The sequence below is a fragment of the Streptomyces sp. P13-3-3 genome, assembly GCF_050571355.1.
Taxonomy (GTDB): Bacteria; Actinomycetota; Actinomycetes; order Streptomycetales; family Streptomycetaceae; genus Streptomyces; species Streptomyces althioticus.
Genome location: NZ_CP192228.1, coordinates 1,399,271 through 1,424,998 on the forward strand (window position 1 = coordinate 1,399,271; position 25,728 = coordinate 1,424,998).

The window sequence follows — 25,728 nt, forward strand, 5'->3', positions numbered from 1 at the left end:
CGGGCGCCGTGTGGCAGCGTGATTCTCGCCACCCCTGATAGGGGTGGCGCTCAGATGAGCGGATCTTGGGCGGCTGCACTTCTCAAAGATTGGCACTCAGTGCCACTCGATGATCGTTCATCGGGCGAAATCAAACGTGGTGCAAGATGCTCACATGAGCAGATCGGCCGGGTCTGGGAGGCGGCCCGCGTTCAAGAAGTGAAAACACCGGGCTTCAACGGCTTGCCAAGCTTTGACTTTCGATCCGCTGGCGCTCGGCCGGAGACAGGCGCACGACGCACAAGTGGACGTACCCAGATGCCTTTGATCTGGGTACATTCCTCGCCGTCAGGGCAGCCACCGCGTCCTCGAGGAGTCGAGACCCGTGTCGGAAAACAAAGATCCCCACGTAGCTCAGTCGGGCACGAGCGTTGAGAGCGTGAAGTTCGTCTACGACTTCACCGAGGGCAACAAGGACCTCAAGGACCTCCTCGGCGGCAAGGGGGCCAACCTCGCCGAGATGACCAACCTCGGTCTCCCCGTGCCACCCGGCTTCACCATCACCACGGAGGCCTGCAAGGTCTACCTGGACAGCGGCGAGGAGCCGGCGGCGCTGCGTGACGAGGTGAGTGCGCACCTCGAGGCGCTCGAGCAGCGGATGGGCAAGAAGCTCGGCCAGGCCGACGATCCGCTTCTCGTGTCGGTCCGCTCCGGCGCCAAGTTCTCCATGCCCGGCATGATGGACACCGTCCTCAACATCGGTCTGTCCGACAAGTCCGTGCAGGGCCTGGCCAAGCAGGCCGGCGACGACCGGTTCGCGTGGGACTCCTACCGGCGCCTCATCCAGATGTTCGGCAAGACCGTCCTCGGCGTGGACGGCGAGCTGTTCGAGGACGCGCTCGAGGCGGCCAAGGCGGCCAAGAAGGTCACCGTCGACACCGAGCTGGAGGCCGCCGACCTCAAGAAGCTCGTCACCAAGTTCAAGAAGATCGTCAAGACCGAGTGCGGCCGGGACTTCCCGCAGGACCCGCGCGACCAGATGGACCTCGCCATCAAGGCGGTCTTCGACTCCTGGAACGGCGAGCGGGCCAAGCTCTACCGCCGCCAGGAGCGCATCCCGCACGACCTGGGCACCGCCGTCAACGTCTGCTCCATGGTCTTCGGCAACCTCGGCCCCGACTCCGGCACCGGCGTCGCCTTCACCCGCGACCCCGCCTCGGGACACCAGGGCGTCTACGGCGACTACCTGCAGAACGCACAGGGCGAGGACGTCGTCGCGGGCATCCGCAATACGGTCCCGCTCGCGGAGCTGGAGCAGATCGACAAGAAGTCGTACGACCAGCTCATGCAGATCATGGAGACCCTGGAGAACCACTACAAGGATCTCTGCGACATCGAGTTCACCATCGAGCGCGGCCGGCTGTGGATGCTCCAGACCCGCGTCGGCAAGCGCACCGCGGGCGCGGCCTTCCGCATCGCCACGCAGCTCGTGGACCAGGGCCTGATCGACGAGGCCGAGGCGCTCACCCGCGTCAACGGCGCCCAGCTCGCCCAGCTGATGTTCCCGCGCTTCGACGAGAGCGCCAAGGTCGAGCAGGTCGGACGCGGCATCGCCGCCTCCCCGGGCGCCGCGGTCGGCAAGGCCGTCTTCGACTCCTACACCGCCGTGAAGTGGTCCCGTTCCGGCGAGAAGGTCATCCTGATCCGCCGCGAGACCAACCCCGACGACCTGGACGGCATGATCGCCGCCGAGGGCATCCTCACCTCGCGCGGCGGCAAGACCTCCCACGCGGCCGTCGTCGCCCGCGGCATGGGCAAGACCTGTGTCTGCGGCGCCGAGGAGCTGGAGGTCGACACCAAGCGCCGCCGGATGACCGTGCCCGGCGGGCACGTCGTCGAGGAGGGCGACCTCATCTCCATCGACGGCTCCAGCGGCAAGGTCTACCTGGGCGAGGTCCCGGTCGTGCCGTCGCCGGTCGTGGAGTACTTCGAGGGCCGCATGCACCCGGGCGCCGACGACGCCGACGAACTGGTCGAGGCCGTGCACCGGATGATGGCCTTCGCCGACCGCAAGCGCCGGCTGCGGGTGCGGGCCAACGCCGACAACGCCGAGGACGCGCTGCGCGCCCGCCGGTTCGGCGCCCAGGGCATCGGCCTGTGCCGCACCGAGCACATGTTCCTCGGCGACCGGCGCGAGCTGGTGGAGCGGCTGATCCTGGCCGACACGGAGGAGGAGCGCGAGGAGTCGCTGAAGGCGCTGCTGCCGCTCCAGAAGAAGGACTTCGTCGAGCTGTTCGAGGCGATGGACGGCCTGCCCGTCACCATCCGCCTGCTCGACCCGCCGCTGCACGAGTTCCTGCCGGACATCACCGAGCTGTCGGTCCGCGTCGCCCTCGCCGAGTCCCGGCAGGAGCCGCACGAGAACGAGCTGCGGCTGCTCCAGGCCGTGCACCGGCTGCACGAGCAGAACCCGATGCTGGGCCTGCGCGGCGTCCGCCTCGGACTCGTCATCCCGGGCCTGTTCACGATGCAGGTACGGGCCATCGCCGAGGCCGCGGCCGAGCGCCGGAACGCCAAGGGCGACCCGCGCGCGGAGATCATGATTCCGCTGGTCGGCACCGTGCAGGAGCTGGAGATCGTCCGCGAGGAGGCCGACAAGGTCGTCGCGGAGGTCGAGGAGACCACCGGCACCTCGCTGAAGCTCGCCATCGGCACGATGATCGAGCTGCCGCGCGCCGCGCTGACCGCCGGTCAGATCGCGGAGGCCGCCGAGTTCTTCTCCTTCGGCACCAACGACCTCACCCAGACGGTGTGGGGCTTCTCCCGGGACGACGTGGAGGCCAGCTTCTTCACGGCCTACCTGGAGAAGGGCATCTTCGGGGTGTCGCCGTTCGAGACGATCGACAAGGACGGCGTGGGCTCGCTGGTGAAGCTCGCCGCGAAGGCCGGCCGGGAGACCCGCCCGGACCTGAAGCTCGGCGTCTGCGGCGAGCACGGCGGCGACCCGGAGTCGGTCCACTTCTTCCACGAGGTCGGACTGGACTACGTCTCCTGCTCCCCGTTCCGCATCCCGGTGGCCCGTCTGGAGGCCGGCCGCGCGGCCGTCACCTCGGCGGGCAGCGACCACCGCTGAGCCCTCCGGGGCGCGCAGGACCCCGGGGCCGTCGTCTGTCACCCGACCACCCTCACCGATCGGCGACGGCTCCGGATCACGAAGGAGGGGCGGCACCCGTGCGGGGGTGCCGCCCCCTCCGTCGTGCGCGCGACACGCCCTGTGGGGCGGCCGGTGCCGGTCAGTTGCCGCGGCGCAGGCGGGAGGCGAGGAGCACGGTGCCTCCGGCGAGGACCACGGCGGCCACGCCTATGGTCACGTAGGTGGTGAGGTCGTCGTCCGAGCCGGCGCTTTCGCCGCTCGTGGCGGCCTGGGTGGTGTCGGCCACGGGAGTCGTGTTCCCGTCGTCGACCGCGGTGTCGTCGCGCGGGATGAAGCCGGCGGGCGGCTCGTCGCAGGCGATGCCGTCGCCGTCGGGGTCCAGGGCGGGGCCGTAGTGGTCGTCCCCGCCGGAGATCCTCGACCAGCCGTTGTCGTACGCCTCCTGGCAGCTCTTGAAGGGGTGGTCCCCGTCGTGGGCCGACGCGGTGGCGGGGACGACGGCCAGGGTGAGGGCGGCGAGGGCCGTGAGAGTGTTTCGTGTCAGGTGCATGGCAAAAGCCCCCAGGTCCGAGTGCGGGTGCCGATGAGCGGGCTGTGGCGTCACGAAGTTACTGGCGGTTCGGGTGTGCTGCAGAGGGTCACGAGAGACCTGTGATGTGAACGTGATGTGACGGAACTGTGGCGTAACGCCACGAGTGGAGGGCCAGCTTCCTGTCGGTGGGCGGGAGAGGCCCAAGTCGGAGGGGTTGCGCGGGGCTCGCCAGGGTCCCAAGGGGTGCGGATCTCCGCGGCGGGGACGTGAAGGGCGGGGCGGGGTGTCACAGGTGACGGACGGAGACGCCGGAGTGCGCGTGGGCGGGGACGGCGTCTCGCCGTGGAGGTCGCTGCGGCGCGCGGCATGGGTGGCGCTGTGCGGCTGGGTCGCCGCGCTCGTCACCGCCTGCGTGTCCTACCTGGCGCTGCGGTGGGTGGCGGTGCCGATCGTCGTGGGCCTCGCGCTCTGTCTGACCTTCGGCGGGCTGCTGATCCGGCTGCACCGCGCGGGCTGGATCGCCCTGCTCTCCCTGGCGCCCGGTCTGATGGTCCTCGTCGGGGCCGTCCAGTACGCGCCCGAACTGGCGCTGGAGGTGCGCGGGGTGCGCGAGAGCGTGGTGATCGTCGCCGACGGCGCGGACGGGACGGGCGGCAAGAACCACCGGCTCACGCTGCGCACCGAGGACGGCCGGGAACTGGCCGAGCGGATGACCTACAAGGGTGACCGGGCTCCCCGGCCGGGGCAGCGGCTCGACGTGATCCGTGACCCGGACGGCGTGGTGCCCATGGAGCGGGCGGACCAGGTGGACGCCGCCGGCCGGCTCCACGGGGCCTTCGCCGGCCTGGTGACCTGGACGCTGATGGCGGCCCTGGCCGGGTGGCGCGGCCATGTGCGGCGCCGGCAGGGCAAGGAGGGCTCCCTGTTGCTGTCGCTGTGATCCTCCCTGGGGCCGGGCGCCCGGCCCCAGGGAGGACGGTTCAGCGGTTGTCGCGGCGCCGGCGCGCGGCGATCATCAGGCCGCCGCCCAGCAGCACGACGGCCGCGCCGCCCGCCGCGATGTACGGCGTGGTGTCGCTGCCCCCGGTCTCGGCGAGGTCGGTGCCGCCGCCGTTCTCCTCCTTGGCGCCGCTGCCCTCGGCGCCCGCGCCTGCGTCGTCGTCGCTGTCGTCGTGCGGCACGAAGCCGGCGGGCGGCTGGTCGCAGCCGACGCCGTCGTTGTCCCGGTCGAGGTGCTTGCCGTAGTGCTCGGCGTCGCTCTTCGGGATGTTGCTGTACCCGTTGTCGTACGCGTCGGTGCAGTTCTCGAACGGGTGGTTGCCGTCGTGGGCCACGGCGGTGGCCGGTACTGCGGCCAGGGCGACGGCGGCGAGCAGCGCGGTGGCCGAGGTACGGAACGGGATCATGGTGAGGAGCCCCCCAGGTCGTGCGAAGACGTCTGACTCGGTACGAGGCTGACGAAGCTACTGGGGCGCTCGAGAGGTGTCGGGCATATGAAGGTCCCGTGATGCGAACGTGACGTGACCGGAGGGTAGCTCTCCGCCACGGTGTGCCGGGCGGGCGCCGCCCGGCACACCGTGCCGCTCAGGCGCTCACGCAGCCTTCACCTCGTACGTCGTCACCCGGACCGCGTCGTCGTCCAGGCAGCGGCCCGTCTCCAGGTCGAAGCGCTGCTTCAGGAGCGGGGACGCGACGAACGGGCGGCCCCGGTGGGTGCCGGTGAGGCCGCGGGAGAGGACCGCCGCGCCCGTGAACGGGTCACGGTTGTCGACGGCGTACAGGCGGCCCGCGCGGTCGGTGAAGACGGCGGCCTGCCGGCCGTCCGGCAGCAGGGCGGCCACGCCCCGGCCCGGGATCAGCCGGTCGAGGCCGCAGACCTCGAACCAGTCGTCCGCCAGACGGAGTCGAACGGTCAGGCCGGTGGTCGTCTCGAGTGCCAGGGTCATCGCTGTGCGCTTCCTTCCAGGACGTCGTCGGCGGGACGCAGGCCGATGCTCAGCAGGGGCAGGTCGGGCTTCATCTGGTCGCGTTCGGGGACGAAGGCGACCACCGGGTCGGGGGTGTCCGGGGCGTTGACGAAGGACACGAACCGGGCCAGCTTCTCCGGGTCGTTGATCGTCTCGGCCCACTCGTCGCGGTAGTGCGCGACGTGCGCCGCCATCAGCGACTCCAGCTCGTCGCAGATGCCGAGGGAGTCGTGCACCACCACGTCCCGTACGTGGTCGAGTCCGCCGGGGATCCGGTCCAGCCAGACGCTGGTGCGCTCCAGCCGGTCGGCGGTGCGGATGTAGAACATCAGGAACCGGTCGATCAGGCGGATCAGTTCGGCGTCGGACAGGTCCTGCGCCAGCAGGTCGGCGTGGCGCGGGGTGGCGCCGCCGTTGCCGCCGACGTAGAGGTTCCAGCCGTTGGCGGTGGCGATGACGCCGAAGTCCTTCGACTGGGCCTCCGCACACTCGCGCTGGCAGCCGGACACCGCCGACTTCAGCTTGTGCGGGGACCTGAGCCCCCGGTAGCGCAGCTCCAGGTCGATCGCCATCCGCACCGAGTCCTGCACGCCGTATCGGCACCAGGTCTGTCCTACGCAGGACTTCACCGTGCGCAGCGACTTGCCGTAGGCGTGGCCGGACTCGAAGCCGGCGTCGACCAGCCGGGCCCAGATCAGCGGCAGCTGCTCGACCCGCGCGCCGAACATGTCGATCCGCTGGCCGCCGGTGATCTTCGTGTAGAGGCCGAAGTCACGGGCGATCTCGCCGATCACGATCAGCTTCTCGGGGGCGATCTCCCCGCCGGGGATGCGCGGCACCACCGAGTACGAGCCGTTCCTCTGCAGGTTGGCGAGGAAGTGGTCGTTGGTGTCCTGGAGGGCCGCCTGCTCGCCGTCGAGCACATAGGTGCTCGCGCCGATCACGGGCGCCAGGGACGCGATGATCGAGCCGACCGTCGGCTTGCACACCTCGCAGCCGTCGCCGCCGCGCGCCTCCTCCCGGCCGTGGCGGTCCAGCAGTTCGCGGTGGGAGGCGATGCGCAGGGCGTGGACGATCTCGTACAGCTCCTCGCGGGTCTGGGAGAAGCAGCCGCACAGGCCCTTGTCGACCTCGACGCCGCTCGCCTCCAGCTCGGCGTCCACCAGCTGGCCCAGCACCTTGACGCAACTTCCGCAGCCGGTACCGGCCTTGGTGCACTTCTTCACCTCGGGCACGGTGGTGCACGCGTGGTCCGTGACCGCGCCGCGGATCGTGCCCTTGGTGACGTTGTGGCAGGAGCAGATCACCGCGTCGTCCGGCAGCGCGGACGGGCCGAGCGCGGCCGGGGCGCCGGCGCCGGCGGGCAGCACCAGCGACTCCGGCGCGACCGGCGGCACGGAGCCGGTGAACGCCCGCAGCGTGCCGTACGCCTCCGCGTCGCCGACCAGGATGCCGCCGAGCAGCGTGCCGTCCCGGCCGATCACCAGTTTCTTGTAGAGGCCCGCGCGGGAGTCGGAGTAGACGACGTCCAGGCAGTCCTCGGCGGTGCCGTGCGCGTCGCCGAAGGACGCCACGTCCACGCCGAGCAGCTTCAGCTTGGTGGACAGATCGGCGCCGGTGAAGGTGGTTTTGTCCTCGGCGATGGTCGCGGCGGCCGTCTCGGCCTGCTCGTAGCCGGGGGCGACCAGGCCGTACACCCGGCCGTCGGCGGCCAGCGCGCACTCGCCGATCGCGAACACGTGCGGGTCGGTGACCGTGCGGCACTGCTCGTCGACGGTGATGCCGCCGCGCTCGCCGACCGCCAGACCGCAGTCGCGGGCGAGCTGGTCGCGGGGGCGGACACCGGCGGAGAACACCACCAGGTCGGTGGCGAGTTCGGAGCCGTCGGACAGCTTCATGCCGGTGACGGCGCCGGCCTCGTCGACCACGATCTCCTGGGTGCCGACGCCCGTGTGGACGGAGAGGCCCATGTCCTCGATGGTGCGCAGCAACGCCGCGCCGCCGCCCTCGTCGACCTGCACGGGCATCAGCCGCGGCGCGAACTCCACGATGTGCGACGTGAGTCCGAGACCCTTGAGCGCGCCGGCCGCCTCCAGGCCGAGCAGCCCTCCGCCGACCACCGCGCCGGTCTTCGCCCTGCTCCTCGCGTACTCCTCGATGGCGAGCAGGTCCTCGATGGTGCGGTAGACGAAGCAGCCCTCGGCGTCCTTGTTCGGCACCGGCGGCACGAACGGGTACGAGCCGGTCGCCAGCACCAGCACGTCGTAGCCGACGACCATCCCCGAGCGGGCGGTCACCGTGCGCGCCTCGCGGTCCACGTGCTCGGCCGGGTCGCCGACGTGCAGCTCGATGCCGTGGTCCTCGAGGAACGCCAGGTCCGTCAGCGACAGGTCCTCGGGCGTCCGCCCGGAGAAGTACGAGGTGAGCTGCACGCGGTCGTAGGCCGGACGCGGCTCCTCGCACAGCACGACCACGCGGTGGGTGGCGGTCAGGCCGCGCTCGGCGAGCGCCTCCAGGAAGCGCTGGCCGACCATGCCGTGGCCGACGAGCACGATGGTCGAGGTGTCCGTGGGCATCAGGAGCCTCCGTCGTTGGTGAGCAGGTGGAGCAGGGGCCCGCCGTCGGACGGGAGCGGCTCTGCTCCCTCCCAGGCGCGCGCGAGGGCGCCGACGGTGCCGAGTTCGCCGACCAGCACCCCGCCGACCAGGCGGTCGTCGCGGACCACGACCTTGCGGTACGTGCCGCGGGTGGCGTCGGCGAGGTGCACCACGTCGTCGCCCGGCAGCACCTCGGTCTCGCCGAACGCGGCCAGGTCGAAGGGGCTGTCCGGGCCGGTCAGGGTCAGCCGGGTGAGCGAGCGGGTGCCGGTGTAGCGGGAGGTGGTGTCCCCGGCGAGCAGCGCGGCGAGCGCGTCGGCCTGTTCCAGGGCCGGGGTGGCCAGCCCGTAGACGGTGCCGGCGTGCTGGACGCAGTCGCCGATCGCGTGGACGGACGGGTCGGAGGTGCGCAGCTCGTCGTCGACGACGACGCCCTTGGCCACGTCGAGTCCTGCGGCCTGGGCGAGCGAGACGCGCGGGTGCACCCCGCAGGCCAGCACCACCAGGTCGGCGTCCAGGGCGTAGCCGTCGGCCATCTCCACCGAGCGGACCGCGCCGCCGACGCAGCGCACGTCGCGCACCCGGCACTCGGTGTGCACCTCCACGCCGAGCCCGGTCAGATGGCGCAGGACCAGCGCGGAGGCGGCCGGGTCGAGCTGCCGCTCCATGAGCCGCTCGGACTGCTGGGCGAGGACCACCTGCGCGCCGCGCACGGCCAGCGCTCGGGCCGCGGACACGCCGAGCAGCCCGCCGCCGATCACCACCGCCCGCACGCCCGGCCGCACCTCGGCGGACAGGCCCAGGCAGTCGTCCAGGGTGCGGAACGCGTGCACGCCCCGCGGCAGCTCGTGGTCCTCGGTGAACAGGCCGCGCAGCGGCGGCAGGACGGGGTTGGAGCCGGTGGCCAGCACCAGCCGCCCGTAGGCGATCTCCGTGCCGTCCGCGCAGACGACGGTCCGCCGGTCCCGGTCGATGCCGGTGACCCGGGCGCGGACCAGCTCCGCGGGGGCGGGCAGGGCGATCACCTCGGGCCGGTAGCGCCCGGCGAGCACCTCGGCGAGCAGCACCCGGTTGTACGGCGGGTGCTCCTCCTCGCCGATCAGCGTCACGGGCGTGCCCAGCTCGCCGAGCCGCCGGGCGAGACGTACGCCCGCGAGGCCGGAGCCGATCACCACCACACGCTCGTTCGAGGTCATGTCCCGAGCCTGCGGGGCGGGTGTTACCCGGTGGCATCCCCTCTGTTTCCCGCGCGGAACGCTGCCCTCAGCGGTCGCGGGCGGGGGATGTGAGGCTTCCGGGGGCGGTCACGGGGCGGGTGTGAGGAGCCCAACCTCAACAAACGCTCATCTTGATGGACGCAACATCTATCGCCTTCATAGGCTCACGGCCATGCCCGACATATCGCTGACCATGGTCGTCCTGCTCTGCGTGGCCGCGCTCGCCGCCGGCTGGATCGACGCCGTGGTGGGCGGCGGGGGGCTGCTGCTCCTTCCCGCCCTGCTGCTCGGGCTGCCCGCCGGCACCCCGGCCGCGCACGCGCTGGGCACCAACAAGGCGGTCGCGATCGTAGGCACCACGGGCGCGGCGGTGACGTACGCCCGCAAGGCGCCGGTGGACGTGCGGACGGCGGTGCGGATCGGGCTCGCCGCCCTCGCCGGGTCGTCGGGCGGGGCCTTCCTGGCGGCCGGGATGAGCACGGAGGTGCTCAAGCCGGTGATCATGGTGGTGCTGCTGGCGGTGGCCGCCTTCGTGATCCTGCGGCCCGCGTTCGGCACCGCGCCCGCGACGGGTCCGGCGACCCGGCGGCAGATCCTCGCCGCGATCGGCCTGGCCGGCTTCGGCATCGGCTTCTACGACGGTCTGATCGGCCCCGGCACCGGCACGTTCCTCGTCCTGGCGCTCACCGCCCTGCTCCACCTCGACCTGGTCACCGCCTCGGCCACCGCGAAGATCGTCAACTGCTGCACCAACGCGGGCGCGCTCGCCACCTTCGCCTGGCAGGGCGCGGTGCTGTGGCAACTGGCGGCCCTGATGGCGGTCTTCAACCTCGCCGGCGGCATGCTGGGCGCCCGCACCGCCCTGAAGCACGGCAGCGGCTTCGTCCGCGTGGTCCTGCTGACGGTGGTGTTCGCCCTGGTGGCGAACATGGCGTACGAGCAGTGGCTGGCGTAGGCCTGGGCCCGGAGGCGTCCGGTGGGGATACTGAGCCGGACATGATCACCTCACGAGAGGCGCGGCCATCACCGGACCCACGGTCACCGCACCGCTGAGAGCCGTTCTCGCCGCCGCGGTCGTCTGCACGGCCGCCGCCTGCGGAACGCACCCGGAGCCCGACCGGAGGGCGGCGGTCCCCGCGTCCCCCTCGGCCGCCGCCGCCCGTCCCGTCACCGCCGTGATGCCCGACGTCACCGGGGGCAACGCGCTCCGGGCACAGGAGCAGACGGCCGGCACGGAGGTCCGCTTCGAGGACGCCACGGGGAAGAACCGCGAGGTGGTGGACCCCCAGGCGTGGCGCGTCTGCGACAGCAGGCCCGGCGCGAACCGGCAGATCACGTCGTACCCGGTGGTCCTCCTGGTGACCCCGACGACCGAGCCCTGCCCGGAGGGGGCGTCGGGCTGAGGCGCGGGCCGCGCTGCCCGGACGCACAGGCGAAGTCCGCCGGTGGCGGTCCGGGCCGACAGGGCGTCGGGCCGCCCGAGTGCTCCCGACAGGACGCCGGGCTGCCCCCCGATGGATGCCTGGTGGCGGGGCGCCCGGTCCGCCCCACGGGGTCACCGCGTCCCCGTCAGATGGGCGTACACCACCACGTTGCCCCGGTAGCCCGTCGTGGGGGAGTAGCCCGCGCCGCAGGTGATGACGCGGAGTTCCGGGCGGGAGGCCGCGCCGTAGACCTTCCGGTCGGGGAAGTCGCGGGCGTCGTACGCCTCGACCGCGTCCACCGTGAACACGGCCACCGTGCCGTCGCGCCGGGCGATCTCGATCGTGCTGCCCTTGTCCAGGGCGCCGAGGGAGTAGAAGACCGCCGGGCCGTCCTCGTTGTCGACGTGCCCCGCCACGATCGCGGTGCCCCGCTCGCCGGGGGTGGTGCCGGCCTCGTACCAGCCGGCCAGGTCCGGGCGGTCCGCGGGCGGCACGTCCAGGGAGCCGGCCGGGTTCAGCCCCAGGCCGGTCAGCGGCGCGTCCACCCCGATCGCGGGGATCCGCACCCGGTCGGGCGGCGACGGCGGCAGCGCGGGCGCCGCGGACCGCGCAGGGCCTTGCGCGTCGAGCTCCGAGTGCGCCTGCGCGGCGGACGGCTGCGGCGGTGCGTCGCCCCTGCCGTCCCGCAGCAGCACCGCCCCCGCGCACAGGGCGCACACCGTGACGGCGGCTATCGCCGCGTTGCCCGGACTCCCGGTCCTGCGGAACCTGCGGCGCATGGGTGACCTCACCTCGGACGGGCCCCGTGCCCCCCTCCGGGCCGCGAGGGGCGTCGGACCCGGAGGGGGAGGGGACTGCGGTACCAGCGGGACGGGCAGCGGAGGATGCCCGTCAGATCCCGTCGCCTCTCGCCCGGCGATGCAGGAGCCAGGTACCGCCCGCGGCGGCGACGGCGAGGGCCGACACGCCTGCCGCGGTCTGTACGGGGTCGGGGCCGAGCGCGCCACCGACCCCCGTCTTCACGCTTCCTCGGGGGACCACCTGTTCCGTGTCGGGCGTCAGCGTCACCACGAGGTCCCCGGTCACCCGGCGCCCGCTCCCGGCGCACACGACGACGATCTCGTACGTCCCCGGCTGCGCGCTCGGCGGCACCTGGAACTGCCCGATCGCCTCACCCTCGTGCGTGCTCGGCGCCAGCGTGAACCGGCCCGCGCCGACGGCGGAGGCGTCGCCCGCCGCCGTGCCCTCGTCGCCGCACGCCGCGGTGTTCGCCGAGACCTGCGCGCCCGGGGCGACGGACGACGGGTACATCCGCAGACCGGCGGTCGACGGGCCGGGGGCCTCCCCGGCGTACGCGGGGGAGGCGAGAAGCCCCGCGGCGGCCACGGCGAGTGCGGCGCCGGTCGAGCCGGTCAGCAGCCGGGCGGTACGTCGCATCGATGCTCCCTCGAGCTCACGGAGGCGACCCGGCCCGCGGCACCCCCATGTGCCGCCGTCGACCGCGTCCCTGCTCCTCCGAGGTAAGACCCCCCGGGCCCCCGGCGCTCCCTGAGAGGGCGTCAGGGCGGCGGCTGAACGGGTGTCAGGCGGCCCGCGGCCACCCCGGTCCGTGGTGTGTTTCAGCAGGTCAACGTCGTGACGGCGCGCGGCCGGGCGGTGTGCGGGCGGATTGGGCCGGGCGGGGCGGCGAAGGGCTGACCGGGCGAGGGCGCACGCCCCGGCGTGTTCCCGGAGGCGTACGCGCGCCTCACCGCACACCTCGCCAGTCCCCGCCCTCCACCCGCGTCCCGCGCCCCCGCAGCCGGGCCGCGACCGCCGGGGCGGCGACGTACACCCACGCCCGGACCGCCGTGCCGTCCGCGTCCCGCACCACCGGCCGCTCCACCCGGTCGTACAGGTTGCGCGGGTCGCCCGGGACGTACTCCTCCAGGCGGTCCAGCCGCGCCAGCAGCTCCTCGTACGCCTCCGGGCGGGCGGTGACCAGCTCCCCGCGCACCTCCCCGTCCGGCGCCTCCACCGCGTACGGGTAGCCGGGCCCCTCGTACAGCACCGCGCCCCGCAGCAGGCCCGGTTGCTCCTCCGCCGTGCGGCCGCGCAGGAAACGGTCGTGGTTGATCTCGCCGGGGCGGAGGGTGCCGTAGACGAAGAAGGGGAGGTTCACGTGCTTCACCTGCGCGGACGGTCGGCGGAGCCCCTCTGCACCGAAGTGCCACCGGAGCCTTGCGGGAACGATTCTCTCCCCTCACACACCCCCACATTCGCGCTATGGACATGACAGTCGGGCCGCCACTTGAATCGCGGGCACCACCCGCGCCGCCCCGCCCCCCACCCGCGTCGGGGCGCCCGTTCCAGGAGACCGCTTGAGCCCGATACGGCATGCCCGACGTTCCCGTCTCGCCGCCGCGGGAGCCGCCGTCACCGGCGCCGCCCTGCTGGCCGCCGCCCTCACCCCCACCCCCGCCGGCGCGGCCGACCGTCCCACCCGCGCCGCCGCGATCGACGCCGCCGCGTCCGTCCTGGCCGAGCGCGCCGACGCCCTCGGCCTCACCGCCGCCCAGAGGACGAAGGTCCGGGACGTCGTCGTCGACGCCGACGGCAGCCGCCACGTCCGCTACGACCGCACCTACCGCGGACTGCCCGTGCTGGGCGGCGACTTCGTGCTCCACCTCGCCCCCGACGGGTCCTACCGCGACGTCACCCGCGCCACCCGCGCCGCGATCGACCTCCCCACCGTCTCCCCGCGCCTCGCCGCGCCCCGCGCCGCCGACCTCGCCGCGAACCTGCTGCGCGCCGCGCACCTCGGCGAGACCCTGAACCGGCTCACCGCCCGCCCGCAGCTGGTGGTCGACGCCCTGCACGGAGCCCCCCGCCTCGCCTGGCGCACCGACGCCGCCGCCCAGGACTCCGCCGGCAACCCGGTCGCCCGCACCGTCCTCACCGACGCCCACACCGGCGCCCGCATCGACGCATGGGACCGGCTGGAGAGCGTCTCCGGCGACGGGAAGTCCCTGTACGGCGGCACGGTCCCGCTGGAGACCACGCGGACCGCGTCCGGCTACGAGCTGAAGGACCCCACCCGCGGCGACACCTACACCGGCGACGCGGGCAACCGCACCGACCTGTGCGTCCTCGTCGTCTGCGTGATCCGCGCCCCCGCCCCCGTCGTCACCGACGCCGACAACCACTGGGGCACCGGCGCCGCCGCCGACCGCGCCACGGTCGCCGTCGACGCCCAGTACGGCACGAACGTCACCTGGGACTACTACGAGGACACGCACGGCCGCCGGGGCATTGCCGGCGACGGCAAGGGCTCGTACAACCGCGTCCACTACGGCAACGCCTACAACAACGCCTTCTGGGACGACCGCTGCTTCTGCATGACCTACGGCGACGGCGACGGCACCCAGATGGGCCCGCTGGTCTCCCTGGACGTCGCCGGGCACGAGATGACCCACGGCGTCACCTCGAAGACGGCCGGGCTGACCTACTCCGGCGAGTCCGGCGGCCTGAACGAGGCCACCTCCGACATCTTCGGCACGCTGGTGGAGTTCCACGCGGCCAACGCGCAGGACCCGGGCGACTGGCGGATCGGCGAGGAGGTCGTCCGCGACGGCTTCGGGAAGGACGCCCTGCGCTTCATGGACCGTCCCTCCAAGGACGGCTCCTCGGCGGACTGCTGGGACGAGACGGTCGAGGACCTCGACGTCCATTACTCCTCGGGCGTCGCCAACCACTTCGCCTACCTGCTCGCCGAGGGCAGCGGCGCGAAGACCGTGGGCGGCACCGCCCACAACTCCCCGACCTGCGACGGCTCGACGGTCACCGGCATCGGCCGCGCCAAGCTCGGCAACATCTGGTACCGCGCCCTGACGGTCCACATGACCTCGTCGACCGACTACGCCGGCGCCCGCACCGCCACCCTGAAGGCGGCGGCGGACCTCTACGGCGAGGGCGGCGCCGAGCACAAGGCGGTCGCGGCCGCCTGGAGCGCGGTGGGCGTGGGCTGACCCGCCCCCGGTCCGGAGGCGGTGCGCTCACGGGCGTACCGCCTCCAGGCGTACCGCGCACGCCTTGAACTCCGGCATCCTCGACGTCGGGTCGAGGGCGGGGTTGGTGAGGGTGTTGGCGCGGCCCTCACCGGCCCAGTGGAACGGCATGAACACCGTGTCCGGGCGGATCGCCGTGGTGATCCGGGCCGGAGCCACCGCCCGGCCGCGCCGGGACACCACGGCCACCGGGTCGCCCTCGGCGGCGCCGAGCCGCTGCGCCAGCCGGGGGTGCAGCTCGACGAACGGGCCGGGCGCGGCGGCGTTCAGCTCGTCCACGCGCCGCGTCTGGGCGCCGGACTGGTACTGCGCCACGACCCGTCCGGTGGTGAGCAGCACCGGGTACTCCTCGTCGGGCTCCTCGGCGACCGCCCGGTGCGACACCGGCACGAACCGCGCCCGCCCGTCCTCGGTGGCGAACCGGTCGAGGAAGAGGCGCGGGGTGCCGGGGTGGACGGCCGCCCCGGCCGCCTCGGCGGGCTCGGAGGGGTCGGCGGGCTCGGCGGGCTCGGCGGGGGAGGGGCAGGGCCAGAACACCCCGTTCTCCTCGGCGAGCCGCCGGTAGGTGATCCCGGAGTAGTCCGCCGGACCGCCCGCGCTCGCCCGCCGCAGCTCCTCGAAGACCTCCTCCGGGTCGGCGGGGAAACGCTTCTCCGGGCTGCCCTCGCCCCCCAGCCGCGCCGCGAGTTCGTGCAGCACCTCCAGGTCGCTGCGCACGCCCGCCGGCGGGGAGATCGCCCGGCGGCGCAGCAGCACCCTGCCCTCCAGGCTGGTGGTGGTGCCGGTCTCCTCCGCCCACTGCGTCACCGGCAGCACCACGTCGGCGAGTTCGGCCGTCTCCGACAGCACCACGTCGCACACGGCGAGGAAGTCCAGCGAGCGGATGCGCTCCTCGACGTGCGCGGCACGCGGCGCCGACACCACCGGGTTGGAGCCCATCAGCAGCAGCGCCCGGATGTCCGTGCCCAGCGCGTCCAGCAGCTCGTAGGCGCTGCGGCCAGGACCGGGCAGGCTGTCCGGGTCCACGCCCCACACCTGCGCCACGTGCGCCCGCGCGGCCGGGTCGGTCAGCTTGCGGTAGCCGGGCAGCTGGTCGGCCTTCTGACCGTGTTCGCGTCCGCCCTGCCCGTTGCCCTGCCCGGTCAGACAGCCGTACCCGGACAGCGGGCGGCCGGGCCGGCCGGTCGCCAGGGCCAGGTTGATCCAGGCGCTCACCGTGTCGGTGCCCTTGGCCTGCTGCTCGGGGCCGCGCGCGGTGAGCACCATCGCGTGCTCCGGCTCGCAGAACAGCCTCACGGCTTTGCGGAGTTGCGGCACGGGCACGCCGGTGATGCGCTCCACGTACTCCGGCCAGTGCGCCATCGCCGCGGCCCGGGTGTCCTCCCAGCCGGCCGTGCGCTCCCGGATGTACTCCTCGTCGGTGAGGCCCTCGGCGACGACGAGGTGCAGCAGGCCGAGGGCCAGCGCGAGATCGGTGCCGGGGCGCGGCGCCAGATGCAGGTCGGCCTGCTCGGCGGTGCGGGTGCGGCGCGGGTCGACGACGATCAGGGTGCCGCCGTTCTCCTTCAGCTCCGTGAAGTAGCGCAGCGCCGGAGGCATGGTCTCGGCCGGGTTGGAGCCGACGAGGATGACACAGCCCGTCCTCGGGATGTCCTTCAGCGGGAACGGCAGCCCCCGGTCGAGGCCGAACGCCCTGCCTCCCGCGGCGGCGGCCGACGACATGCAGAACCGGCCGTTGTAGTCGATCTGCGAGGTGCCCAGCACCACCCGCGCGAACTTCCCCAGCGCGTACGCCTTCTCGTTGGTCAGCCCGCCCCCGCCGAACACCCCGACCGCGTCCGCGCCGTGTTCGGCGCGGGCGCCTCCGATGCCCTGGGCGATCCGGTCCAGCGCCTCCTCCCAGGAGGCCGGCTCCAGCGTGCCCGCCGCCGACCTGACCAGCGGCGAGGTCAGCCGCACGGCCGACGACAGCACGGCCGGAGCGGTCCGCCCCTTCCCGCACAGCGCCCCCCGGTTCACCGGGAAGTCCGCGCGCTCGCTCACCTCGACGCTCCGCCCGTCGGCGGCCGGCGTGAGGTTCATGCCGCACTGCAGCGCGCAGTAGGGGCAGTGCGTGGACGTCACGGTTTCTCGCATACGGCCCAGGCTGCGCCGCCGGTGTTACGCACCGCGCCGACCGCTGTTACACCCCGGACACGGTGCCCTCTCGGAGGGGCGGGGGGCGTGGTGAGGGGCCGGGACGCCCCCGCTCAGATGCCGACGAGCCGGACCCTGCCGCCGCACAGTCGTGCCATGTCATCGATGTCGGACGTCAGCATGGCCACCGGGCCCGGCTGACGGAGAGCCACCTCCGCCACCGTGGCGTCGATCGCGTGCTTGTGGCCGTGCAGGCCGGTGGCCTTCAGCAGGTCCGCCGCGGCTTTCGCCGCCTGCGCGGTCACCGGCTCGACCCTGACGCGGGACAGTGTCCACCGCAGCCGGGCGGTGTTCAAGCGCGCGTGACTCACCTCGACGATGGTGTTGGCTCCGACGACGAAGTCGGCACCCACCGTGTGGAACACCTGGAACATCGCGGCGACCTTGCGGTCCTGCGCGATCCAGGCGGACAGACCCTCGGCGTCCAGGACGACGGTCTCGATGTGCCCGCTCACGCCGCGCTCGACGAACCGCCGGCATCGGTGTCGCCGAAGATCCGGGAGCGGGCTTCCGCGAGTTCCTCCTCCGTGAAGGCGCCGTGCTCCTCCTGATGACGCCGAAGATCAGCCCCGAGCAGCTCGTGCCGCAGTTGGCGCGCCACGGCTTCGGCGACATAGCCGGAGACGTTGTCGGTGAGCTTTTTCAGCTCGGCGACCTGCTCCGTCGGGAGGGTCACCGTGATACGCGTCGTATCCGCCATGGAGCGAGCATACTCCGGTATGCGCGCTCCGGTCGTCAGCCCGGCGAGCCGGACCCCTCCGCGTCCGCCAGCGCCCTCCGCACCCCCGGCTCCTCCGGCCCCAGGAAGTGGGGATCCGGGCGGAACGCCGCGTCCAACGCCGCCTTGCCCGCCGCGAGGACCTCGCGGGCGCCGCCGTAGTACCAGGTGACGTCGTGGCGGTCGTCCACGCCGACGCCGTACGACGTGACGCCGGCCGCCTCGCACAGAGCCACCGCGCGGCGGATGTGGAAACCCTGGCTGATCAGCACCGCCCGGTCCACGCCGAAGATCTTCCGGGCGCGGACGCAGGAGTCCCACGTGTCGAAGCCCGCGTAGTCGCTGACGATCCGCGCGTCCGGCACCCCGTGGCGGGTCAGGTAGGCGCGCATCGCGTCCGGCTCGTCGTAGTCCTCCCGGCTGTTGTCGCCGGTGACCAGGACCACCCTGATCCGCCCCGCGCGGTACAGCTCCGCCGCCGCGTCCAGCCGGTGCGCGAGGTACGGCGACGGCTCCCCGTCCCACAGCCCCGCGCCGAACACCACGGCCACCTCCGTGCGCGGCACGTCGGCGACGGTGCGCAGCCGGTCGCCCGTGCTCAGCCGCAGCCAGGCCGCCGGCAGCAGCGCCAGCACGCACACCGCCACCACGGCCTGCACCAGCCGCCGCTGTCCCGCGCGGGTGCGCGGCAGCCGTGGACGGCGGACGGTGATACGGCGCATCGGACGGCCTCCCCCGGGTCGGTCCCTGACCCGGTAGACGCCCGACAGGGGCCTCCGGTTCGCGTCCTGTGACCGGCTTCACCCGGGACCGTCGCCTCACACCGCGCCCCGCCCCCGCGTGAACACCCCGCAAACACCCGTGACCCCGGCGCAACGGCAGGGCAACCTCGTCCGGTCACGCTCGCTGCATGACGGCGTACCCGACGCACCCCGGCACCCGGCCCCGCCCGGCCGCCCCGCCCCCCGCCCTCGTCGTGGTGGCCCACGGCAGCCGCGACCCGCGCGCCCTGGCCACCGCGCTGCGGCTGCTGGAGGGGGTCCGCGCGCTGCGGCCCGGCCTGCCCGTGCGCCTGGGCCACATCGAGCTGAACGCCCCGCTGCTCCCCGACACCCTCGACGGACTGGCCGCGTCCGGCGCCGGGTCCGCCGTGCTCGTCCCGCTGCTGTTCGGCCGTGGACACCACGTCACCCGCGACATCCCCGACGCGGCGGCGGCGGCGCCCCTGCCCACCCGCGTCGCCGCCCCGCTCGGCGCGCACCCGCTCCTCGTCGACGCCCTGCACGCCCGGCTCACCGAAGCGGGCTGGCAGGCGCCCCGGGACGCGGGGGAGCGCGGCCGCAGCGCCGTCGTGCTGGCCGCCGCCGGGTCCCGCGCGCCCGCCTCCCGCGCCGACACCGAACGCATCGCCGCGCTGCTCGCCGCCCGGCTCGGCGTGCCCGTCGTCCCCGCCTATGCCTCCGCCGCCGCGCCGACCGTGCCCGAGGCGGTCCGCGCCCTCGCCGCCCGCGGCCGCGACCGGGTCGCCGTCGCCTCCTGCTTCACCGCGCCCGGCCGGTTCGCCGCCGAGTGCGCGGACGCGGCGCCCGGCACCGTCGCCGACCCGCTGGGCACCCACCCCGCGATGGCCCGCCTGCTCCTCCACCGCTACGACCAGGCACTGCGGACCGCCGCCCCGGTCGCCGGACCGGCCGCCCTGGCGACGGCCTGACACGGCCACCGGTGTCCGGGATGTCACCGGCCGGGGCTACTGTCGGGTCATGGAAGGCATCACGTCCGGCACGACCGACCCGTCCGCCCCGCACCTCCCGCCCGACGGGTACGACCCGTCGGCCGTCGAGCGCTGGGCCGCCGAGCCCGACAAGCGGCCGGGGCGCACCGCCTTCCAGCGCGACCGGGCCCGGGTGCTGCACTCCGCCGCGCTGCGCCGCCTCGCCGGCAAGACGCAGGTCGTCACCCCGGGCGAGCAGAGCCAGGTGTGGGACGCCAGCCCCCGCACCCGCCTCACCCACTCCCTGGAGTGCGCCCAGGTCGGCCGGGAGCTGGGCGCCGCCCTCGGCTGCGACCCCGACCTGGTGGAGGCCGCCTGCCTCTCCCACGACCTCGGCCACCCCCCGTTCGGGCACAACGGCGAACAGGCGCTGAACGAGTTCGCCGGGGACTGCGGCGGCTTCGAGGGCAACGCCCAGTCGCTGCGGCTGCTCACCCGCATCGAGCCCAAGCGGTTCACCCCCGACGGCTCCGTCGGCCTCAACCTCACGCGGGCCGCCCTCGACGCGGCCACCAAGTACCCCTGGCCGCGCGGCGCCCACCCCACCGACCCGGCGTCCGTGAAGTTCGGCGTCTACGACGACGACCGCCCGGTGTTCGAATGGCTCCGCAAGGACGCCCCCGGCACCCGCACCTGCTTCGAGGCGCAGGTCATGGACTGGGCCGACGACGTCGCGTACTCGGTCCACGACGTGGAGGACGGCCTGCACGCGGGCCACATCGACCCCAACTGCCTGCACGCGGACCCCGAGCGGGACGCCGTGTTCGCGGTCGCCGTCGGCCGGTACGTGCCGGCGGACACCGACCCCGCCGAGCTGGCCGAGGCCCTCGACCGGCTGCTCGCCCAGGAGTGGTGGCCGCACGGCTACGACGGCACCGCCGTCGCGCAGGCACGCCTCAAGGACGCCACCAGCCAGCTCATCGGCCGCTTCTGCCTCGCCGCCGAGGGCGCCACCCGGCAGGCCTGGGGCGGCGGCCGCCTCACCCGGTACGCGGCCGAGCTGGTCGTGCCGCGCTCCACCCGCATGGAGTGCGCGGTCCTCAAGGCCGTCGCCGACCGGTACGTCATGCAGCGCGCCGAGCAGGAGCGGCTCCGCGCCGACCAGCGCGTCGTCGTGCTCGAGCTGGCGGAGGCACTGACCGCCCGCGCGCCCGAGGGACTGGACCCGCAGTTCCGCTCGCTGTTCGACCGGGCACCGGACGACCGCGCCCGCAAGCGGGTCGTCGTGGACCAGATCGCCTCCCTGACGGACGCGTCGGCCCGCTCGCTGCACGCCCGGCTGACCGCCCGGACGTGAGACGGACGCGGGACAGGTGGCCTGATCGGGTCACTCCCCCTTCCCGCAGCCTTCCGCTTGCGGGAGGCTCGCTGATGGCAACGCTCGAAGGAGGCATCACGTGGTCGACGCGGATCAGACTTTCGTCATCGTGGGAGGCGGCCTGGCCGGCGCCAAGGCGGCCGAGACGCTGAGAGCGGAGGGCTTCACCGGCCGCGTGATACTGATCTGCGACGAACGCGACCACCCCTACGAGCGCCCGCCGCTCTCCAAGGGCTACCTGCTCGGCTCGGCGGAGCGCGACAGCGTCTTCGTGCACGAGCCCGCCTGGTACGCGCGGCAGGACGTCGAACTTCACCTGGGAGCGACCGTCGCCGCGATCGACCGCGCCGCGAAGACCGTCCGCTTCGGCGAGGACGGCACCACCGTCCGCTACGACAAACTGCTGCTCGCCACCGGCGCCGAGCCCCGCCGGCTCGACATCCCGGGCACCGACCTCGTCGGCGTCCACCACCTGCGCCGCCTCGCCCACTCCGAACGTCTCAAGGGCGTCCTCACCTCCCTCGGCCGGGACAACGGCCACCTGGTGATCGCCGGCGCGGGCTGGATCGGCCTGGAGATCGCGGCGGCCGCCCGGCACTACGGCGCGGAGGTGACCGTCGTCCACCGGGGGCCGACCCCGCTGCACTCGGTGCTCGGCCCGGAGCTGGGCGCGCTCTTCGCCGAACTGCACCGCGAGCACGGCGTGCGGTTCCACTTCGGCGCCTCGCTCACCGAGATCACCGGCCAGGACGGCATGGTCCTCGCCGCCCGCACCGACGACGGCGAGGAGCACCCGGCGCACGCCGTGCTCGCCGCGATCGGGGCGGCCCCGCGGACCTCCCTCGCGGAGGCGGCGGGCCTGGAGCTGGCCGACCCCGCGTCGGGCGGGGGCGTCCTCGTCGACGAGCGGCTGCGCACGTCCGACCCGGACATCTACGCGGCGGGGGACGTCGCGTCCTTCCCGCACGCGCTGTTCTCCACCCGGCTGCGGGTGGAGCACTGGGCCAACGCGCTGAACGGCGGACCGGCTGCGGCGCGGGCGATGCTCGGGCGGGACGAAATCTACGACCGTGTGCCGTACTTCTTCACCGACCAGTACGACCTGGGCATGGAGTACTCGGGGTGGGCGCCGCCCGGGTCCTACGACCAGGTGGTCGTCCGGGGCGACGCGGGGAAGCGGGAGTTCGTCGCGTTCTGGGTGCGGGAGGGACGTGTGCTGGCGGGGATGAACGTGAATGTGTGGGATGTCACGGATTCCGTCCAGGCACTGATCCGCTCCCGCGAGCCGGTGGACACGGAGGCGTTGGCGGATCCGCATGTGCCGTTGGAGAGCCTGGTCGTCTAGGCGGGTGCCGGGGGCTCGGCGCCCCTTCCGAGGCGTCGGGCCGGACCGTGGTGTCACATCGGCCCCGTAGAATTCACGCGTGGCCGGGAGGATCAACGACGAGGACGTGAAGGCGGTTCGGGACGCGGTCCCGATCGACGCCGTGGTGTCCGAGTACCTCCAGCTGCGGAACGCGGGCGGCGGCAACCTCAAGGGCCTCTGTCCGTTCCACGACGAGAAGTCGCCGTCCTTCCAGGTCAGCCCGAGCAAGGGACTCTTCCACTGCTTCGGCTGCCAGGAGGGCGGCGACACCATCACGTTCGTGATGAAGATCGACCATCTCACCTTCTCGGAGGCGGTCGAGCGGCTGGCCGGACAGGCCGGCATCACCCTGCGCTACGAGGAGGGCGGTTACAACCCGTCCCACCAGCGCGGGGAGCGCATCCGTCTGGTCGAGGCGCACAAGCTGGCCGCCGAGTGGTACGCGGAGCAGCTCGCGACCAGCCCCGAGGCGGAGACCGGCCGGGTCTTCCTCGCCGAGCGCGGCTTCGACCAGGCCGCCGCCGTGCACTTCGGCGTCGGCTACAGCCCTCAGGGCTGGGACCATCTCACCCGCTTCCTGCGCGGCAAGGGCTTCAGCGACAAGGAGCTGGTGCTCTCCGGGCTCGCCCAGGAGGGCCGCCGCGGCCCCATCGACCGCTTCCGCGGCCGGCTGATGTGGCCCATCCGCGACATCGGCGGGGACGTCGTCGGCTTCGGCGCACGCAAGCTGTACGAGGCGGACAACGGCCCGAAGTACCTCAACACGCCCGATACGGCGATCTACCGGAAGTCGCAGGTCCTCTACGGCATCGACCTGGCGAAGAAGGACATCGCGAAGTCCTCCCGCGCGGTCGTCGTCGAGGGCTACACCGACGTCATGGCCTGTCACCTCGCGGGCGTCACGACGGCCATCGCCACCTGCGGCACCGCCTTCGGCACCGACCACATCAAGATCCTCCGGCGTCTGCTGATGGACAACGGCTCGGCGCGTGTGATCTTCACCTTCGACGGCGACGCGGCCGGGCAGAAGGCCGCCCTGCGCGCCTTCGAGGACGACCAGAAGTTCGCCGCCGAGACCTACATCGCCATCGCGCCCGACGGCATGGACCCCTGCGACCTGCGGCTCGCCAAGGGCGACGAGGCGGTCGCCGACCTGGCCGAGCCGCGCACCCCGCTGTTCGAGTTCGCGCTCCGCCAGATCGTCGGCCGCTACGACCTGGACACCCCGGCCGGCCGCGCCGCCGCCCTGGACGAGGCCGCACCGGTCGTCGCCCGGATCAAGAACAGCGGCGCCCAGCACGAGGTCGCCGTCCAGCTCGCCGGGATGCTCGGCATCCTCGACACGCAGTTCGTGGTCAAGCGGGTCGCCCAGCTCGCCCGCTGGGCCCGCGACCGCGGCGGCAAGGGCCCGGCCCCGGAGCGCGGCCGTCCCGCAGGCGGCGCCCTCCAGCAGTACGCCGCCGCCCCCTCCGCCCCGCGCGGCCCCGCCCTGAACCTCCGCAACCCGGTCTTCGCCACCGAGCGCGAGCTGCTCAAGCTGGCCCTCCAGCGCCCGGAGCTGGTCTCGCCGGCCTTCGACGCGTACGGCGTCGACGAGTTCACCGCCCCGCCCTACGCGGCCGTGCGCCAGGCCGTCCTGGACGCGGGCGGCGCCGAGTACGGCGTCCAGGACCCGCAGGAGTACCTGATCCGCGTCCGCGACGCGGCCCCCGACGACACCGTCCGCGCCATGGTCACGGAGCTGGCCGTCGAGGCGATCATGCGCCGGGCGGTCGACGAGGTGTACGCGGGCGAGGTGCTGGTCCGGGTGCGGCGCCGGGCCGTCGAGCGCCGCGTCCGCGAGGTCAACGGCAAGCTCGCCCGCCTGTCGCACCACGCCGACCAGGCCGAGCTGTCCGCCGTCCAGAACGAGCTCTGGGTCCTCCAGCAGTACGACCAGGCCCTCCGCGAGCACGGCGCGGCAGCGCTGTAGTCGGCCTTCCCGCCGTGAACCCGCCCCCCCGGTGACGGGTGTTGAGGCTTCCGGATGACCGCGCGGTGACCGCCCGGATGCAAAAAGTCATCGCACGCCCCTCGTGGTGACGATGTGTCGTACCCCACACTGGGGGGCGGTGCCTGAGTCCTCGGAGCGCGGCCGGCCCGTCGGTGACGGGTCGCACACCCCGCCGTTCCGCTCATCGCGTACGGGACGGACAGCGGCGAGGCCGTCGACTCCGCCCCTGAAGTACCGCTGCCCCACCCCCAGGCAGCGATCATCCTGGAGGTCGCCCCCGTGCAGACCCAGACCCTCACCCAGACCGACAGCGACGTCGTCGGCGCAGCGCCGGACGCGGATCTGCTGCTGCGAATGCCCGCGCAGACCCGCGTCGGACAGCGTCCCGGGACCGGTCCCGAACCGCCCGCGCAGACGGAGGATCCCGTCGAGACCGGGCCGCCGGACGCCGTGGAGCCGGCCGAGCCCGTCGACTCGAGGGTGCGCCCCGACACCGGCGGTCCCTCCTCCGACCTGTTCCGCCAGTACCTGCGGGAGATCGGCCGCATCCCGCTGCTCACCGCCGCCGAGGAGGTGGAGCTCGCCCGCCGGGTCGAGGCCGGCCTGTTCGCCGAGGAGAAGCTGCGGCTCACCCCCGACCTGGACAGCCGGCTCGCGCACGACCTGGACCGGCTCGTCGTGATGGGCCGCATGGCCAAGCGTCGGCTGATCGAGGCGAACCTGCGGCTCGTGGTGTCCGTGGCCAAGCGGTACGTGGGGCGCGGGCTGACCATGCTCGACCTGGTCCAGGAGGGCAACCTCGGCCTGATCCGCGCCGTCGAGAAGTTCGACTACGCGCGCGGATTCAAGTTCTCCACGTACGCGACCTGGTGGATCCGGCAGGCCATGTCCCGGGCGCTCGCCGACCAGGCCCGCACCATCCGCGTGCCGGTGCACGTCGTGGAGCTGATCAACCGCGTGGTGCGGGTACAGCGGCGGATGCTCCAGGAGCGCGGCTACGAGCCGACGCCGCAGGAGGTCGCCGCCCAGCTGGACCTGCCGCCCGAGCGGGTGGGCGAGGTGCTGCGGCTGGCCCAGGAGCCGGTGTCGCTGCACGCGCCCGTGGGTGAGGAGGACGACGTCGCGCTCGGCGACCTCATCGAGGACGGGGACGCCGCCAGTCCCGTGGAGTCGGCGGCGTTCCTGCTGCTGCGGCAGCACCTGGAGGCGGTGCTGTCCACCCTGGGGGAGCGCGAGCGCAAGGTGGTGCAGCTGCGCTACGGGCTCGTCGACGGCCGGCCTCGCACCCTGGAGGAGATCGGCCGCATCTTCGGGGTGACCCGCGAGCGGATACGGCAGATCGAGTCCAAGACCCTCAACAAGCTCCGCGACCACGCCTACGCCGACCAACTGCGCGGCTATCTCGACTAGCCGGCGGGGGTGCCGGAGGAGCCCCTCCGGCACCCCCGCG

The 25,728-nt window shown here is 73.5% G+C and carries 21 protein-coding genes and 1 pseudogene; 10 read left to right on the forward strand and 12 right to left on the reverse strand.

The window, feature by feature from the left end; genetic code table 11:
* Positions 1-364 precede the first annotated feature (364 nt).
* A complete protein-coding gene (gene ppdK, locus ACQZOG_RS06300) occupies positions 365-3,112 on the forward strand; it encodes a pyruvate, phosphate dikinase (RefSeq protein ID WP_037639373.1) in 2,748 nt (915 codons plus the stop codon).
* A gap of 160 nt (positions 3,113-3,272) precedes the next feature.
* On the opposite strand, the gene ACQZOG_RS06305 is transcribed toward ppdK, so the two are convergent.
* A complete protein-coding gene (locus ACQZOG_RS06305; protein WP_033275779.1) occupies positions 3,273-3,683 on the reverse strand; it encodes an excalibur calcium-binding domain-containing protein in 411 nt (136 codons plus the stop codon).
* A 274-nt stretch (positions 3,684-3,957) separates the two neighbouring features.
* Between ACQZOG_RS06305 and ACQZOG_RS06310 the strand changes: the two genes are divergently transcribed.
* Positions 3,958-4,605, forward strand: a complete 648-nt coding sequence (locus ACQZOG_RS06310; protein WP_203550886.1) for a hypothetical protein — start codon at positions 3,958-3,960, stop codon at positions 4,603-4,605.
* Positions 4,606-4,645: 40 nt separating this feature from the next.
* On the opposite strand, the gene ACQZOG_RS06315 is transcribed toward ACQZOG_RS06310, so the two are convergent.
* From ACQZOG_RS06315 to ACQZOG_RS06330, 4 genes are all read right to left on the reverse strand, one after another.
* Complete coding sequence (locus ACQZOG_RS06315; protein WP_430741352.1) at positions 4,646-5,071, reverse strand: LAETG motif-containing sortase-dependent surface protein; 426 nt, start codon at positions 5,069-5,071, stop codon at positions 4,646-4,648.
* 186 nt (positions 5,072-5,257) lie between these two features.
* Entirely contained in the window at positions 5,258-5,611 is a 354-nt protein-coding gene (gene nirD, locus ACQZOG_RS06320; RefSeq protein ID WP_086700795.1) for a nitrite reductase small subunit NirD, read from the reverse strand.
* Positions 5,608-8,208, reverse strand: a complete 2,601-nt coding sequence (nirB, locus tag ACQZOG_RS06325; RefSeq protein ID WP_406717212.1) for a nitrite reductase large subunit NirB — start codon at positions 8,206-8,208, stop codon at positions 5,608-5,610. Before nirB ends, nirD begins: the two co-directional genes overlap by 4 nt.
* A complete protein-coding gene (locus ACQZOG_RS06330) occupies positions 8,208-9,425 on the reverse strand; it encodes an NAD(P)/FAD-dependent oxidoreductase (RefSeq protein ID WP_430741353.1) in 1,218 nt (405 codons plus the stop codon). The genes nirB and ACQZOG_RS06330 overlap by 1 nt, the downstream gene beginning before the upstream one ends.
* 193 nt (positions 9,426-9,618) lie before the next feature.
* Between ACQZOG_RS06330 and ACQZOG_RS06335 the strand changes: the two genes are divergently transcribed.
* Together ACQZOG_RS06335 and ACQZOG_RS06340 are read left to right on the forward strand one after the other, a co-directional pair.
* On the forward strand, positions 9,619-10,401 hold the full coding sequence (locus tag ACQZOG_RS06335) for a sulfite exporter TauE/SafE family protein (protein ID WP_037639364.1): 783 nt from the start codon (positions 9,619-9,621) through the stop codon (positions 10,399-10,401).
* Between the two features lie 220 nt (positions 10,402-10,621).
* Positions 10,622-10,849 (forward strand): hypothetical protein, encoded by a 228-nt coding sequence (locus ACQZOG_RS06340; RefSeq protein ID WP_157842187.1) that lies wholly within the window; start codon positions 10,622-10,624, stop codon positions 10,847-10,849.
* A gap of 152 nt (positions 10,850-11,001) precedes the next feature.
* Here the strand turns inward: ACQZOG_RS06340 and ACQZOG_RS06345 are convergent, their stop codons facing one another.
* The 3 genes from ACQZOG_RS06345 to ACQZOG_RS06355 all read right to left on the reverse strand — a co-directional run bounded on the left by ACQZOG_RS06345 (position 11,002) and on the right by ACQZOG_RS06355 (position 13,031).
* Entirely contained in the window at positions 11,002-11,649 is a 648-nt protein-coding gene (locus tag ACQZOG_RS06345; protein WP_430741354.1) for a class F sortase, read from the reverse strand.
* A gap of 112 nt (positions 11,650-11,761) precedes the next feature.
* Positions 11,762-12,307 (reverse strand): hypothetical protein, encoded by a 546-nt coding sequence (locus tag ACQZOG_RS06350; RefSeq protein WP_193454883.1) that lies wholly within the window; start codon positions 12,305-12,307, stop codon positions 11,762-11,764.
* Positions 12,308-12,617: 310 nt separating this feature from the next.
* The gene (locus ACQZOG_RS06355; protein WP_193454882.1) at positions 12,618-13,031 is read right to left on the reverse strand and encodes a gamma-glutamylcyclotransferase family protein; all 414 of its coding nucleotides are present in this window, start codon (positions 13,029-13,031) and stop codon (positions 12,618-12,620) included.
* 199 nt (positions 13,032-13,230) lie between these two features.
* Here ACQZOG_RS06355 and ACQZOG_RS06360 point away from each other — a divergent pair, with 199 nt between their 5' ends.
* Complete coding sequence (locus tag ACQZOG_RS06360) at positions 13,231-14,877, forward strand: M4 family metallopeptidase (protein WP_430741355.1); 1,647 nt, start codon at positions 13,231-13,233, stop codon at positions 14,875-14,877.
* 27 nt (positions 14,878-14,904) lie between these two features.
* Here the strand turns inward: ACQZOG_RS06360 and ACQZOG_RS06365 are convergent, their stop codons facing one another.
* The 4 genes from ACQZOG_RS06365 to ACQZOG_RS06380 all read right to left on the reverse strand — a co-directional run bounded on the left by ACQZOG_RS06365 (position 14,905) and on the right by ACQZOG_RS06380 (position 18,552).
* Positions 14,905-17,052 (reverse strand): molybdopterin oxidoreductase family protein, encoded by a 2,148-nt coding sequence (locus ACQZOG_RS06365; protein ID WP_359568292.1) that lies wholly within the window; start codon positions 17,050-17,052, stop codon positions 14,905-14,907.
* 113 nt (positions 17,053-17,165) lie between these two features.
* Positions 17,166-17,567, reverse strand: a complete 402-nt coding sequence (locus ACQZOG_RS06370; RefSeq protein ID WP_037639355.1) for a hypothetical protein — start codon at positions 17,565-17,567, stop codon at positions 17,166-17,168.
* A complete protein-coding gene (locus tag ACQZOG_RS06375) occupies positions 17,564-17,812 on the reverse strand; it encodes a hypothetical protein (RefSeq protein WP_037639353.1) in 249 nt (82 codons plus the stop codon). Before ACQZOG_RS06375 ends, ACQZOG_RS06370 begins: the two co-directional genes overlap by 4 nt.
* A 35-nt stretch (positions 17,813-17,847) precedes the next feature.
* Positions 17,848-18,552: a SanA/YdcF family protein gene (locus ACQZOG_RS06380; protein WP_193454880.1), complete on the reverse strand. Its 705-nt coding sequence runs from the start codon at positions 18,550-18,552 to the stop codon at positions 17,848-17,850.
* A gap of 188 nt (positions 18,553-18,740) precedes the next feature.
* Here ACQZOG_RS06380 and ACQZOG_RS06385 point away from each other — a divergent pair, with 188 nt between their 5' ends.
* The 5 genes and pseudogenes from ACQZOG_RS06385 to ACQZOG_RS06405 all read left to right on the forward strand — a co-directional run bounded on the left by ACQZOG_RS06385 (position 18,741) and on the right by ACQZOG_RS06405 (position 25,688).
* Positions 18,741-19,541 (forward strand): sirohydrochlorin chelatase, encoded by an 801-nt coding sequence (locus ACQZOG_RS06385; RefSeq protein WP_193454879.1) that lies wholly within the window; start codon positions 18,741-18,743, stop codon positions 19,539-19,541.
* 49 nt (positions 19,542-19,590) lie between these two features.
* Positions 19,591-20,898, forward strand: coding sequence for a deoxyguanosinetriphosphate triphosphohydrolase (locus ACQZOG_RS06390; protein WP_193467497.1), 1,308 nt, complete (start codon positions 19,591-19,593; stop codon positions 20,896-20,898).
* 100 nt (positions 20,899-20,998) lie between these two features.
* Positions 20,999-22,264, forward strand: a complete 1,266-nt coding sequence (locus ACQZOG_RS06395) for an NAD(P)/FAD-dependent oxidoreductase (protein ID WP_430741356.1) — start codon at positions 20,999-21,001, stop codon at positions 22,262-22,264.
* A gap of 79 nt (positions 22,265-22,343) precedes the next feature.
* Positions 22,344-24,257 (forward strand): DNA primase, encoded by a 1,914-nt coding sequence (dnaG, locus tag ACQZOG_RS06400; RefSeq protein ID WP_430741357.1) that lies wholly within the window; start codon positions 22,344-22,346, stop codon positions 24,255-24,257.
* 139 nt (positions 24,258-24,396) lie between these two features.
* A pseudogene (locus ACQZOG_RS06405) lies at positions 24,397-25,688 on the forward strand (RNA polymerase sigma factor).
* Positions 25,689-25,728 lie beyond the last annotated feature (40 nt).

Excerpts from the sequence above, each read along its gene's own strand:
- ACQZOG_RS06385 (WP_193454879.1), top strand. The coding sequence starts at position 18,741 with ATGACGGCGTACCCGACGCACCCCGGCACCCGGCCCCGCCCGGCCGCC.
- nirB (WP_406717212.1), bottom strand. The coding sequence starts at position 8,208 with ATGCCCACGGACACCTCGACCATCGTGCTCGTCGGCCACGGCATGGTC.
- ACQZOG_RS06365 (WP_359568292.1), bottom strand. The coding sequence starts at position 17,052 with ATGCGAGAAACCGTGACGTCCACGCACTGCCCCTACTGCGCGCTGCAG.
- ACQZOG_RS06390 (WP_193467497.1), top strand. The coding sequence starts at position 19,591 with ATGGAAGGCATCACGTCCGGCACGACCGACCCGTCCGCCCCGCACCTC.
- ACQZOG_RS06375 (WP_037639353.1), bottom strand. The coding sequence starts at position 17,812 with ATGGCGGATACGACGCGTATCACGGTGACCCTCCCGACGGAGCAGGTC.
- ACQZOG_RS06345 (WP_430741354.1), bottom strand. The coding sequence starts at position 11,649 with ATGCGCCGCAGGTTCCGCAGGACCGGGAGTCCGGGCAACGCGGCGATA.
- ACQZOG_RS06335 (WP_037639364.1), top strand. The coding sequence starts at position 9,619 with ATGCCCGACATATCGCTGACCATGGTCGTCCTGCTCTGCGTGGCCGCG.
- ACQZOG_RS06350 (WP_193454883.1), bottom strand. The coding sequence starts at position 12,307 with ATGCGACGTACCGCCCGGCTGCTGACCGGCTCGACCGGCGCCGCACTC.
- ACQZOG_RS06315 (WP_430741352.1), bottom strand. The coding sequence starts at position 5,071 with ATGATCCCGTTCCGTACCTCGGCCACCGCGCTGCTCGCCGCCGTCGCC.
- ACQZOG_RS06305 (WP_033275779.1), bottom strand. The coding sequence starts at position 3,683 with ATGCACCTGACACGAAACACTCTCACGGCCCTCGCCGCCCTCACCCTG.
- ACQZOG_RS06380 (WP_193454880.1), bottom strand. The coding sequence starts at position 18,552 with ATGCGCCGTATCACCGTCCGCCGTCCACGGCTGCCGCGCACCCGCGCG.
- ACQZOG_RS06330 (WP_430741353.1), bottom strand. The coding sequence starts at position 9,425 with ATGACCTCGAACGAGCGTGTGGTGGTGATCGGCTCCGGCCTCGCGGGC.
- nirD (WP_086700795.1), bottom strand. The coding sequence starts at position 5,611 with ATGACCCTGGCACTCGAGACGACCACCGGCCTGACCGTTCGACTCCGT.